The 12,774-nt window shown below is 63.7% G+C and carries 12 protein-coding genes; 4 read left to right on the top strand and 8 right to left on the bottom strand.

Annotation, left to right across the window (positions count from 1 at the left end; genetic code table 11):
* From EOA38_RS13985 to EOA38_RS13970, 4 genes are all read right to left on the bottom strand, one after another.
* On the bottom strand, positions 1-363 hold a 363-nt coding region (locus tag EOA38_RS13985), incomplete at its 3' end, for an ABC transporter ATP-binding protein (RefSeq protein ID WP_145965958.1).
* Positions 356-1,498: an extracellular solute-binding protein gene (locus tag EOA38_RS13980; RefSeq protein WP_126094664.1), complete on the bottom strand. Its 1,143-nt coding sequence runs from the start codon at positions 1,496-1,498 to the stop codon at positions 356-358. The genes EOA38_RS13985 and EOA38_RS13980, both read right to left, overlap by 8 nt.
* Positions 1,495-2,337 carry an ABC transporter permease gene (locus EOA38_RS13975; RefSeq protein ID WP_126095970.1) on the bottom strand — a complete coding sequence of 281 codons (843 nt, stop codon included), beginning with the start codon at positions 2,335-2,337 and terminating at the stop codon, positions 1,495-1,497. Before EOA38_RS13975 ends, EOA38_RS13980 begins: the two co-directional genes overlap by 4 nt.
* Entirely contained in the window at positions 2,337-3,215 is an 879-nt protein-coding gene (locus EOA38_RS13970) for an ABC transporter permease (RefSeq protein ID WP_126094663.1), read from the bottom strand. Before EOA38_RS13970 ends, EOA38_RS13975 begins: the two co-directional genes overlap by 1 nt.
* 304 nt (positions 3,216-3,519) lie before the next feature.
* Between EOA38_RS13970 and EOA38_RS13965 the strand changes: the two genes are divergently transcribed.
* The 4 genes from EOA38_RS13965 (at position 3,520) to EOA38_RS13950 (ending at position 7,001) form a co-directional block, all read left to right on the top strand.
* Complete coding sequence (locus EOA38_RS13965) at positions 3,520-3,732, top strand: hypothetical protein (RefSeq protein WP_126094662.1); 213 nt, start codon at positions 3,520-3,522, stop codon at positions 3,730-3,732.
* A 345-nt stretch (positions 3,733-4,077) separates the two neighbouring features.
* The gene (locus tag EOA38_RS13960; protein ID WP_127299441.1) at positions 4,078-5,085 is read left to right on the top strand and encodes an efflux RND transporter periplasmic adaptor subunit; all 1,008 of its coding nucleotides are present in this window, start codon (positions 4,078-4,080) and stop codon (positions 5,083-5,085) included.
* 6 nt (positions 5,086-5,091) lie between these two features.
* Entirely contained in the window at positions 5,092-6,333 is a 1,242-nt protein-coding gene (locus tag EOA38_RS13955) for an ABC transporter permease (RefSeq protein WP_126094660.1), read from the top strand.
* Positions 6,330-7,001, top strand: coding sequence for an ABC transporter ATP-binding protein (locus EOA38_RS13950; RefSeq protein WP_126094659.1), 672 nt, complete (start codon positions 6,330-6,332; stop codon positions 6,999-7,001). Before EOA38_RS13955 ends, EOA38_RS13950 begins: the two co-directional genes overlap by 4 nt.
* Positions 7,002-7,066: 65 nt before the next feature.
* Here EOA38_RS13950 and EOA38_RS13945 read toward each other — a convergent pair whose 3' ends face one another.
* From EOA38_RS13945 to EOA38_RS13930, 4 genes are all read right to left on the bottom strand, one after another.
* Positions 7,067-8,380, bottom strand: coding sequence for an HlyD family type I secretion periplasmic adaptor subunit (locus EOA38_RS13945; RefSeq protein ID WP_126094658.1), 1,314 nt, complete (start codon positions 8,378-8,380; stop codon positions 7,067-7,069).
* Positions 8,381-8,383: 3 nt separating this feature from the next.
* Positions 8,384-10,138, bottom strand: a complete 1,755-nt coding sequence (locus EOA38_RS13940; protein WP_126094657.1) for a type I secretion system permease/ATPase — start codon at positions 10,136-10,138, stop codon at positions 8,384-8,386.
* 32 nt (positions 10,139-10,170) lie between these two features.
* Positions 10,171-11,679, bottom strand: a complete 1,509-nt coding sequence (locus EOA38_RS13935) for a family 16 glycosylhydrolase (RefSeq protein WP_126094656.1) — start codon at positions 11,677-11,679, stop codon at positions 10,171-10,173.
* A gap of 342 nt (positions 11,680-12,021) precedes the next feature.
* On the bottom strand, positions 12,022-12,774 hold a 753-nt coding region (locus tag EOA38_RS13930; protein ID WP_127299440.1), incomplete at its 5' end, for a pyrroline-5-carboxylate reductase dimerization domain-containing protein.

Genomic DNA, 12,774 nt, shown 5'->3' with positions numbered 1-12,774 from the left:
ATTGTCGAAGACGGTCTTGTGCGGGAACAGCGCGTAGCTCTGGAAGACCAGCCCGATGTTGCGCTTGTAGATCGGCACGTCGTCGACCCGCCGCCCGCCGATCATGATCTGGCCGCTTGAGATGTCGACCAGCCCGGCGATGGAGCGCAGGATCGTCGTCTTGCCGCAGCCCGAAGGTCCGAGCAGCGTGACGAAGCTGCCCTTGCGGATCGACAGCGAAAAATCGCGCACCGCGACGAACTTGCCGTAGGCGATGTCGATGCTGCGGAACTCGACCGCCGGCTTCTCCGTGCTGGAGGCCGTGACGGGGGAGGGCGCCCCGGCCGAGACCGGCCGGGGGCTGAGCGACGTTTCGTCAGGCACCTTTCGCGATCCTGTCCCACTGCTTGGTCCAGGCGTCCTCGTTGGTCGCCCAGTACACCGGATCGGCGAAGGTCAGCGCCTTCATCGAGCCCGTCTTGTCGAAGGCCGGCAGCTTCTCGATCTTCTCGGTGAGCTTGACCTTGGTCGGGTCGAGCGACGGCGGATAGCTCTGGCCCTCTGCCACCGCGATGGAGGTTGCCGGATCGAGCATGAAGTTGATCAGCTCTTCGCACTCGGCCATCGGCGAGCCTTTCAGGATCAGCATGTCCTCCATCCAGGCATAGGAGCCCGCCGGGTCGAGATAGCCGATCGGATGGCCCTGATCCTGCAGGGCGGCGACGCGGCCGGACCAGGCATCGGTGACCACGATCTCGCCCTTGGAGAGCAGGTCCATCAGCTCCGCGCCGGAGCTCCAGAACTTCTTGGCGAGGTCGCGCGTCTCGCGCACCTTGGCCCAGATCGTATCCATGTCCTTGATGTTGTTGGGATCCTGTCCGGTGGCCAGAGCCGCGTACCAGACGCGCGTGGTCATGTCGGCATAGCCGCCGACCTTGCCGGCGTATTTCTTGTCGAGCAGCAGGCCCGCGCCCTTCTCCTTCGCCTCCTCCGGCGAAATCACCTTGGTGTTGTAGGCGATGCCGGTGGTGCCGTAGTCGTAAGGAACGGCCGAGAGCTTCGGCGTCAGCTTGCGGAACGGCTCGATCATCGGCTGCAGCACATTCGCCATGTTGGGAATGTTGGCCTCGTTGATCTCCGAGTTCATGCCGGCATTCACGTACTTGATGTAGTAGTTGACGCCGGACGAATGCACGATCTGGAAGTCGCCGGGCTTCGCCGTCTTGATCTTGGTGATGATCTCGTTCTCGTCGCCGAACGTGCCCTGGACCACCTTGATCTTGGTCTTGGCCGTGTAGGGCTGGAAGGCGTATTTGTCGATCGCGTCCTGCACCGTTCCGCCCCAGCCGTCGAAGCGGACCTGTTCGACCGCGGCGAGCGCCCGGCTCATCCACGGCATGGAGAGGCCCGCGGACGCGGCGGCGGCGGCGGTCAGGCTCAGGAACGTGCGGCGGCTGAGATCGCCGTTGACATAGCGGTCGTGCAGCCGTTCCAGCCGCTTGGTGGTGGTCAGTTTCATCGTGCGTCCTCCTTTGGTTCGCCGCGTCTTTTCAATCGGGTCAGGCTTTGCAGGATCAGGCCGCCGATCAGCGGTATGCCGACGGTCACCAGGATCATCACGGTGCCGAGCGCGTTGATCTCCGGACTGATCGAGATTTTCAGCATCGAAAGGATTTGCGTCGGCATGGTCTCGACCCCGGCCGGCCGCCAGAACAGGCTGGCCGACGTATTGTCGAACGAGATGGTGAAGGCGAGCAGCGCGCCAGCGACCACGGCTGGGATGAGCAGCGGCAGCGTGATCTCGCGGAAGGACGAGAAGCGCGAGGCGCCCAGCGAAAGCGCCGCCTCCTCATAGACACGCCGGATACCGACCATGCGCGCCTGGGTGATCAGCACAACGTAGGGCACGGCGAGCAGGATATGGCCGAGCACCAGCAGAAGCAGGGTCCTCGGCTGGTCGACCGCCTTGATCAGCACCAGCAGGCCGACGCCCAAAATGGTTTCCGGCACCAGCGCCGGCAGGATCACCAGCGTGCTCAGCATCTGCTTGCCGGGGAACTCGAAGCGCACCAGCGCGAAAGACGTGACGACGCCGATCGCTGTGGTGGCGACCGCGGTGACCAGGGCGATCCACAGTGACGTGCGGAAGGCGGCCAGCACCGCCTCATTCGCCATCAGCTTGCCGTACCATTGGAGCGAAAAACCGGTCATCGGGAAGCCGCCGAACATCGAGGCGTTGAACGACAGGATGATGGTCGCCGCAATCGGCGCGAACATGAAGATATAGACGCATAAAGTGACGAAGCCGGTGAGCCGCCAGGCCCATCTGCCTTCCTTGTTCGGCCGGCCCGCTTTCATCACCCACCCAATCCTTTGACGATCTGCGACATGCCCATGTAGCGGGTGTAGATGGCGGCGAAGAAGCCGAGCACGACGAACAGCACGATGGAAAGCGTGGCGCCCATCGGCCAGTTCAGCTCGCCCATGATGGTGTCGTAGATCAGATTGCCGAACAGCGCGTCGCGCCCCGAGCCCAGAAGCTGCGGCGTCACATAACTGCCGGCGGCCAGCACGAAGCAGAGTAGCAGGCCCGCCGCCAGGCCGGGCAGCGAGAGCGGCAGCGTGACCTCGCGGAACGCCTGCGCGCTGGTGCAGCCCATCGAACGCGCCGCCGCGATCAGAGTGCGGTCGATGCTCTCCAGGCTGACATAGACGTTGAGGATCATGTAGGGCAGCAGGAAATGCAGCAGCCCCATGATCACCGCGCCCTCGGTGTAGAGCATCGGCAGCGGCTCGCTGATAATGCCCATCTTCATGAGCGCCACGTTGATGACGCCCTGTTCGCCCAGGATGTTGATCCAGGAGAAGGTGCGGATGGTGAAGCTGATCCAGAACGGCACGATGAGCAGAAGCAGGAGCAGCCACTTGTGCTTGAAGCTCGTGGCCCAGATGAAATAGGCCGGGAAATAGCCGAGCACACCGCAGAGCAGCGCCGTCATGGCGCCGACCCTCAGCGTCTTCAACAGGAAGCCGTGATAGTAGCTGTCGGTCAGGAATTCGTGCCAGTTGGCGCTCGACAAGGCGCTCGTTTCGACGCCGGCGGTGACGAAGGTGAAGAAGGTGTAGGCCGCCATCACGGCGATCGGCAGCACCAGGAAGAAGATCAGCAGCAACAGCACCGGCGCGATCAGCATCCAGGCCAGCCGTGGATCATACAAGGTCCATCGATTTTTCATGCGCACCCGAAGGTCCGCGCTTTCTTCGAAGCGCTTCTTGTTCCCTGGGGGCAAGATTGGGTGATTGGCGCCGCGATGTCTACAGGCGGTGATTGAGCCAGAGGCGGACGCGTATTCGCGTCGCGCGGTGCCGCTTGCGCTTGCCTGGTCGGCCATAGGCAAACTGCGGACAGCCCGTCGAACCGGTGCGAAAACAGACAGGAAGAGCAACCAGATGCAGGTTTTGGCGTTGAGTGACAGGTGCTGAAGTCACAAGGCCGAAAGCCGTGGGCAGCGCCGCGAATGCTCTTCAGGAGCAGAACTCATGCCTCCACTGGTGCTCTTTGTGGTCAAGAATCTCGCTATGGGGGCGATCATCGGGTTGACGGTAGCATGCTGGCTCGTGACTTTCGGCACGGTCGGCAGCCATTTGTCGTCAGACAGCGGCGACTATCTGGCTGTGGGGATGATCGCCTATTCGATGGCATCTTGCTTCGGAATGGGATTTCTGGCCACAGCCCTGATGTTTCTGGAATAAGCCATTCGCCTGGTACCGAAGGCCCGAGAGGTATCTGTTTGCCCCGGGACGAGTGCCCGACGACGGGCCTGCCGCTCTCGGCGCAAAGCGAGCGGCGCGAACGACCGCCGGCAGCCCGCCATCTCGCGCCCTACCTTCCGAAAATGCCCGCGCGAACGAATCCGGCGTCGGCCGCGTGAGGTATTCGACTTTTCACATTCGGCGTGCCCCTACTTGATCGACGTGTCGATCAAGTAGTTTCTTTGCCCTTGGCGTCGGTCGCAATCGTCATGCAATGCTTGGTGGGCTTGGCCGTTTTCATCATTTCGGCGCTCATCTTGGCGGCCGGTATCAAGGGAGCGCTCCATGCGGGTAAGAGGCTCGGTTGCGGGAATTGTCGTCGTTGCGGCCCTGGTTGGCGGCACGGCCTGGTATCTGTTGCGGGCGACGCCTGTTTCAATCGTGACGCCCTGGCGCGGCGACGCCGCCGAGATCGTCTATGCGAGCGGCTCGGTCGAGCCGAATAGCTGGGCCAAGGTGGCTCCGGTTGTGCGCGAAAGGATCGTTGAGCAATGCAATTGTGAGGGAGCAAGAGTAGCGCAAGGCGACGTGCTCGCCCGGCTCGACGACAGCGAGGTTCGAGCAGCGCTGGGAGAACTCGAAGCAAGACGGGCCCTTGCAGAGCAGGAGTTCCAGCGCCAAAGCGTGCTTGCTGAGAAGAACGCGGCGAGCCAGCAGGCACTCGATCGTGCGCGGAGCGAGTTGTCCCAGATCGAGGCGCTCGTGGCCGGGCAGAAGGCCCGCCTGGAAACCTATGTCATCCGAGCACCAAGCCCTGGCGTCGTGCTGAGGCAGGACGGCGAGGTGGGAGAGATTGCCGAACTCGGCACGGTGCTGTTCTGGGTCGGCGAGCCGAAGCCGCTTCTGGTGGTCACCGAAGTCAACGAGGAGGACATCCCGCGGGTCGAGATCGGCCAGCGCACACTGCTCAGGGCCGATGCCTTTCCCGGACAGAATCTGGAGGCCGTTGTCGATCGCATCACACCGAAGGGAGATCCGGTGACGAAGACCTATCGCGTCTATTTCCAACTGCCGGACGATACGCCGCTCAGGATCGGCATGTCGGCCGACGTCAATATCGTCATCCGCGTCTCGAAGAATGCCCTGCTGGTTCCGTCGGTGGCGATCGAAGGCAATAATGTCTTCGTGGTCGAGGGCGAGACGACCCGGCGGCGTGAAGTCCGCACCGGCATTCGCGGCACCAACGGCGTCGAGGTTCTGTCGGGCATCGATGCGCGGGCGCAAGTCATCTCGCCCTACCCGACCGAACTCGCTGACGGCGCGCGCGTGACGGTCGCGGCAGAGCGGAAGTGAGGTCCGATGCGGCTTATTCTCGACATCGCCATCACACACATCGCCGGCCGAGGCCGGCAGACGCTCGTTGCCGTGCTCGGCGTCGCCGTCGGAGTCGGATTCTCAATCGCCATGGCAGCGCTGATGCAGGGCGGACAGGATGATTTCGTACGGCAACTCGTCGACACAATGCCGCATGTCGACATCACCGATGACCAGCGCACGGCCCGCCGCCAGCCGGCCGAAGACGTTTTCAACGCGGTCGCCATTTCGGGGCTTAGGCCGCGCGACGACCGCCGCGGTATCATCAATCCGACGGCCGCGACCGCGTGGCTGGCGAGTTGGATTCCTGGGCGGTTCGCGGTGAGCCTCAAGACGCAGGGCGTGATCCGCTATTCCAGCCGCGAGGTGGGCGCGACCATCATCGGCATCGACCCCGAACGCGAACCCGGCGTGTCGCCGATCGTGGAGGATTTCGTTCAGGGCAGCTTCAACGCACTCGCGTCCGGCGGCAACAACGTGCTCATCGGCGATACGATGGCGAGCCGGCTCGGCGCGGGGTTTGGCGACACGATAACGGTGGTCTCCTCTGAGGGGCTGACGCGCAACTTCAAGATCGTCGGCCTCTTCCACACCGGCACCACCGCCCGCGACGAGGGCGAGGCCTATGTGCTGTTGAAGAACGCGCAAATTCTTTCGGAGCGACCGAACGCCATCAACGAGATTCGCATCAAGCTGAACGATCCGAACCGCGCTCCGGCGGTTGCGCGCCGCACCGAAGCCGAGCTCGGCTACAAGGCGGTGGCCTGGCAGGAGGCGAACGAGTCCATTCTCCAGGCGCTCGTCATCCGCAATATCATCATGTACACCGTCGTCGGAGCGATCATGCTCGTTGCCGGCTTCGGCATCTACAACATCATTTCCACCATCACGCATGAGAAGGCGCGCGACATCGCGATCATGAAATCGCTCGGTTTCCCGGAGGCCGACATGCGCGGGCTGTTCCTGCTCGAAGGCGTGGCAATCGGTGGCGCCGGCTCCGCGCTCGGTTGGCTTCTCGGCTTCTCCATGGTCTATGGCCTCTCCCTGGTGCGGTTCGAGATCGCCGCGACGGGGCAGGAGATGACGCATCTGCCGATCGCCTGGAGCGTGCTGCACTATGTCATCGCGTCCGGCTTCGCGATCGGCTCCGCCGCGGTGGCCGGGTATCTTCCAGCGCGCCGCGCGGCGCGGCAGAACCCGGTCGATATCATCAGAGGCGCGACATGAGCGTGCTGATCAAGACCGAGAATCTGACGCGCGTGCTGCCGGAAACCATTCCCGTCACGCTGGTCAAGGACGTCACGCTTTCGATCGAGGAGAGGGAGTTCGTTGCCATCACCGGCCCATCGGGCTCGGGCAAATCGTCACTGCTCTATCTGCTCGGATTGCTCGACCGTCCGACTGGCGGAAAGCTCAGCATCGGCGGTCGCGATGCCGATCCGATGGACGAGCGGGAGCGCGCGGCGACAAGGCTGTCGATGCTCGGCTTCGTGTTCCAGTTCCACTTTCTTCTGCCGGAATTCACCGCGCGCGAGAATGTCGAGATACCGATGCGCAAGCTCGGCCGGCTTGCGCGGCCTGCAATGCACGAGCGGGCCGGCGAATTGCTCGCGTCGCTGGGGCTTGGCGAGCATCTCGACAAACGGCCGGACCAGCTCTCGGGCGGTCAGCGCCAGCGCGTGGCCGTAGCCCGTTCGCTTGCCAATGATCCACCCCTGATCCTTGCCGACGAGCCTACCGGAAGCCTCGATTCCAAGAGTTCGGAACAGGTGTTCGCGATCCTGGAGAATCTGGTGCGCGAACGTGGCAAGACGGTCGTTGCGGTAACGCATGACCTCGACATGGCGGGGCGCATGGACCGCCAGATCCATATCGTGGACGGCAAGATAGAGTGAATACTGCCAGAGTTATCGGGACGGGAAACAAGCCCTGGTTTGGAAGGCCGACGCAGGAGCGGCATCTACCTCTCCGCGAATGCACGCGCGAACGAATCCAGCATCGGTCGCACGAGGTACTCGAAGAAAGTCCGGTCGCCGGTGCTGATGAAGGCCTCGACCGGCGTTCCGGGATAGAGCTGCTCGGGCTTGACGCCGGGCGGCAGGGCGTCGGCGATCCTCAGCTTGGCGCGGAAATAGGGTTCGTGCGTGGTTTGATCGACCAGCCGGTCGGCGGAGATCTCCATCACCGTGGCTGACACCTCGGGCGTCAGCCGCATGTTGAGCGCCGACAGCCTGAGCTTCGCCTTCTGGCCGACGCGCACCTGGTCGATGTCCTTCGGCCGCAGCTTGGCATCGACGTTGAGGCCCGATGCCGTGGGCAGGATCTCCATGATCTTCTCGCCCGGCGCGATCACGCTGCCCTTCGAATTATAGGTCGACGACACCACGATGCCCGCTGCCGGCGCCTTGATCGTCGTGCGCTGAAGCACCGCTTCGGCCGCACGCATCTGTTCCGCGATGTCGGCGAGATGGGTGCGGACCTCGTCGAGCTTGGTCAGCGCCTCTTCCACGCGCTGCGTGGTCAAGCGCTCGACTTGCACCTGGGCTTCGACGATCTGGGTGTTGACCGCGGCGAGGTTCGCTTCCATCGCGCCGGCCTGGCCGACGAGATCGGCCTCGCTGCGCAGAAGCTGCGAATATTCGGTGCGGTTGGTTAGGCCTTTGTCCAAGAGGCCGGTCTTGATGCCGAGCTCCTTCTTCACGATATCGGTCTGCTGCTCGATGGCGAGTTTCTGGGCGTTCAGGCCCGCGACCGACTCGCGATGCATAGCGACCCGCTGCGCCATGATCGACTGTTCGGAGCGGAAGCGGGCGAGTCTCGCGTCGAATTCCTTCTGCTGCTCGCGGATGAGATTCTCGAAATCCTGCTGGAACGGCGCGGGTGCCGCCTCGGTGATCGGCGCCAGCCTGTCCAGTCCGTCGCGCTCCGCCCCCAGCCGCGCCGCGGTTGCCTTGAGCGCGATCGACTGCCTCGTCAGCCGGTTGAGCTCGGCCTGCGCCGCCGTTCGGTCGAGGAGGATGAGGTCCTCGCCCTGCCGCACGCGGTCGCCCTCGTGGACCAGCAGTTGCTCGACGATGCCGCCCTCGGGCTGCTGGATCAGGATGTTGCCGCCGGTCGCCGAGATCGTGCCTGGAGTGATCACCGCGCCGGACAGCGGCGCGCTGGCCGCCCAATAGCCGAAGCAACCCACCAGCAGCGCTGTTGCCGCGTATCCGGTAAACGCCACGCGCCTTATGTCGGTGCGTGGTTCCCAGGCAAGGCTCTCGGCGCTCATCGTCTATGATCCGAGGCGGACATTGTGGGGGGTGCCGCGGATCATCGTTGCGAATGATCCGGTCACCACAGTGTTCCGTTGTGCGCCCCTGTCGGCGCCCTTGTCGGTGAGGGGCCGCCGCAACACCTCGCCGCTCGGGCCGAATGCTTCGATCGCGCCGCCGCGCAAAAGCATCACGCGGTCGCAGGCCGCGGCGATGGAAGGGCGATGCGTGATCACGATCACGGTGACGCCGGCGGCCCGCGCCGCGACAAGCACCGCTTCGAGCGCCGCTTCACCGCTGCCGTCGAGATGGGAACTGGGTTCGTCGAGGACGAGAATGCGCGGATTGCCGTAGAAGGCGCGCGCCAGCCCGATCCGCTGGCGTTCGCCGCCCGACAGCCTGTCCGAAGGGCCGATCACGGTCTGGTAGCCGTCGCGCAGCGTCAGGATCAGCTCATGCGCTTCCGCGCGCCTGGCCGCCTCGACGATCGCGGCGTCCTCCGCGTTCGGGTCGAAGCGGGCGACATTGTCGCCGATCGATCCGGGAAACAGCTCCACCTCTTGCGCCAGGTAGCCGATCTTTCTGCCGAGCTGGTTTTCGTCCCAGCTCCTGAGGTCGGCGCCGTCGACCCTGACGGTGCCGCCGGTCGGCTGGGCAGCGCCGACAAGCAGCCGCGCCAGCGTGGATTTGCCGGCGCCGCTCGGGCCGACGATCGCCACCGCCTCGCCGGCGCCGATTTGGAAATTCAGCCGCTTGAGGATGGGTTCGGTGCCTGGCTGGGCATTCGGCGCCATGAAGAAAAGGTCCTGCACGGCAATCGCGCCTAACGGATCGGGCAGGGCGAGCCTGCGCGATTGCGCCGGCTGCGCCGCGAGCGACCTTTCCAGCCGTGTCCACGCTCGACGGGCATCGGCGATCTGGCGCCAGGCGCCGATGAGCTGGTCGAGCGGCTGCAGCGCACGCGACGACACCAGCGAGGAGGCGAAGATCATGCCGGCCGTCATCTGCCCCTCGACCACCAGCCACGCACCGGCGCCGAGGATCGCGAGCTGCAGCATCATGCGCAGCGCCCGCGAGGCGCCGCTGAAGATCGCGTTGGCGCTCGCGGAGCGATCGTGCAGGATGAGCGCTTCGCCGACGTACCGCCCCCAGACCCGCGCGGCGTTGTCGACCATGCCCATGGCGCGCAGCGTTTCGGCATTGCGGGCAAAGACCTGTTCCGCCTGGGCAGCCAAAGCCGAACGTTCCACCGACAAGGCATCGTTTCGGCCGATGGCAAGCTGGTTCGCCACGACCAGGAGAACCAGCAGCACCGTGCCGGCGAGCGTCACCCAGAACAGGACGGGATGGATGAGATAGAGCAGGGCGAGGAAGACCGGAGCGAAGGGCAGGTCGAACAACACCGCCACGCCGCGCGACCGGATGAAGGCGCAGACCGAAGCGAGGTCGCGCAGCGGCGACAGGCCGCCCGCATGTTTAGCGGCAAGCGAAAGGGCGAACGTTCCGGCACCCAGCTTTCGGTCGACGGTCGCAGCGACGCGATGCGTGTAGATGGCGCGCACCGCATCGAGGAAGCCGAGGAAGGCGAGAGCCAGCACCGCGATGAGCGAGAGGTAAAACAGCGTCTCGATGCTGGAGGACGGCAGCACGCGATCATAGACCTGGAGCAGGTAGAGCGGGATTACCAACAGCAGGATGTTGATCAGCACAGAGAAGGCGCCGACATCGGCGATGGCGCGCAGAAAGACCGGCCGCAGGCCCGACGGTCGAGTCATTTGCCCATTCCCGGCCGCTGCATGATCGCGCCTTAGGCGTGGCCCCCGAACTCGGAACCGCCGTGCAGCGTGCTGCTGGCGATACTGTACGTGGCTATGCTCTGGGTGGTCTGAGTGGTGGTACTGCTGCTGGTGACGTTCAGCGCGGTCGCCGGCGCGCTGTCGAGCGTGTAGGCGTGGACATAGTCGATCTTCATCTGAGCCGGGGTCGCCAGATGATCCGGCGGCGCGCCGGCCTGACCGCCGACCGCGAGGTCGACCAGCATATACATGGGCTTGTTCATGTCGGACGGCGTCGCCACTTCCGCCACCTGCACGCCATCATAGGTCCAGACAAGCTTGTCCGGCGTCCATAAGAGGCCATAGGTGTGGAAGCCTTGGGTATCCATAACGTTCACCGTCGACCCGACCTTGGTGTGCGTGCCCGTCTCATTGGTGTGCGCGGTCATCAGAAGCGAGTTCGGGCTTTGGCCGTACATTTCCACCACGTCCAGCTCCGGCGGCCACGAGCCGTCCTCCGGCAGCAGCCAGAAGGCCGGCCAGGCGCCGGCGTTTTCGGGCAGGTCGGCGCGCATTTCGAAATAGCCGTAGGTCTGCGAGAAGGAGTCGTGCGTCGTCAGGAGCCCGGAGGTGTATTCGTAGTTGTTGATCAGCGGCTTGATGTCAGCCGGTGTCTGCGCTGCGGTGATGGTGAGAACGCCGTTGTTCACGCTGAACGGGTGGACCGAGCTCGTCGGGGCGTAATTGGCGTCGATATACCACTGCAGCTCGTTGTTCTGGGTGAGCGTGCTGCCGTTCGGCGCGCCCCACCAGAAGTTGGTGTCCCAGGTGCCGCCTTGGCTATTGTGAAGGTTCAGCGTGTTGAACTCGTCGCCGAAGGACAGCGTCATGTGCGATTTGTCGATCGGCAGCTCGAACTGGCTGGGCTGCAGCTTGTCGATGGTCGTGTCCTTGAACTCGAGGATCTCACCGGATCCGAGGTTCAGGATCACGTTCGATCCCGCCTGAACCATGTTAGAGTGAATTGCGTCGAAGGAAGTGAACCCATAGCCATCGAGGCGGACAGTGTCGGTCGCTGCAAAATTGGCGATCAGGTCGCTTCCGTTGCCGTTCTTGATGATGAACGTGTCGTAGCCGCCGCCGCCGTCGATCAGAACATCGTTTCCCACGCCGCCGTCCAGCGTCTGGTGGTCGGCCTTAGCGGTGATGATGTTGTCCAGCGCATTTCCGAACGCATAGCGATTGGCGGTGGTGACGATGAGGTTCTCGACGTTGTTCGGGAGCGTATAGCTCATCCAGGTGCTGATCGTGTCGATGCCTGCCCCATAGCCCTCGGCCACCTTGTTGCCCGCGGCATAGAGGTAATAGATGTCGTCGCCGTAGCTACCGTGCATGGTGACATTGACACCGGAGGCTCCATAGAAGGTGTCATTGCCGGAGGTGCCCCACAAGTCCGGCCCAGACCCAGATGCCGAGAACCAATGGGTGGATGTGCCGCTATAGGGAAGAGGAACGCCTACTGCGTTGACGATGGAGGTCATCGGACAATCTCTCCGTGCTGCCTGGCTCCTGGAACACGCTATGCAGGTTCCGTCGACCGCTTCCAAAAAACTTCTAATTCAAATGATAGTTCCAAGGAATAACCATATAGTACAGAGGAAACTTTCCTTTGGATCGATTAATTCTTCAGAATAGATAGAATAAGGATTTGCTAATACAATTTAGGCGTGAAGTCTGGTTAATTTTATACAATAGTGATGAATTTCTGCCGACTGGTTAGGCAGTCTGCCGCGGATGAACGCATTTGTTGCGGCGCGGCGCTCTCACCCGGGGCGGCGGTTCGAATCAGCGGACGGATAGCGCAGTGACGGACCGTCGTCGGCTCAAAGCTTTCCCATCGCGATCGACTTCAGGAATGCCGCCGCAAGCCCCTTGGCCACCGCTTCGTCGAATCCCGCTTCGCGCATGGTCTCGATTGCCGCGGCGGTGGTGCCGCGATAGCCGAGGAAGGCTTCCACCGTGTCGGCCGGCGAGGCGTCGTTGAGCTTCAGCAGCCGGCCGGTGCCGGTAAGCACGGTGTTGACGGCGCGTCGCGCTACATCGGGCGAGAGGCCGAAGGCAACCGCGTCGCGCATCATCGCGTCCGCCAGCAGGGCAGGGAAGGCGGGGCCCGATCCTGTCAGGCCGGTGAGGTAGTCGATGTCGCGCTCCGTCGCCACCTCGTCCTCAACGCCGCAGGCATCGAAGATCGCGCGCACGGTTGCGCGGTCCACCTCGGTGGTGTCGCCGCTCGCGATCCATGGCGTATAGGATTTGCCGACCTCGGCCGCCGCGTTGGGCAGTGTGCGCGCCACCCGGCGCGTGCCGTGCTTCTCGCCGATCTCGGCCAGTCTTATGCCGGCCATCACCGAAATCACCAGCTTGCCCTTGGCGTCCAGCTCGAGCGACGGCCAACCCTGCGGCCGCACCGAAAGCATGATGACGTCGGAGCGGTCGGCGAGCGCCTGGTTGTCATCGGTCCAGAACGCGCCCGAAAAACGGTCCGGTTTGGCGCTCCGATAGGACAGCGCAAGGTCTTCCACCCGCACCACGCCGGCCGCAAGTGCAGCACCCGCAATGGCACCGCCCAGCCAGCC

Origin of the sequence: Mesorhizobium sp. M1E.F.Ca.ET.041.01.1.1, from assembly GCF_003997355.1 — a bacterium.
Classification (GTDB): Bacteria; Pseudomonadota; Alphaproteobacteria; order Rhizobiales; family Rhizobiaceae; genus Mesorhizobium.
The sequence above is the reverse complement of the archived record's forward strand: the minus strand, read 5'-3'. Positions and strand labels throughout refer to the sequence as shown.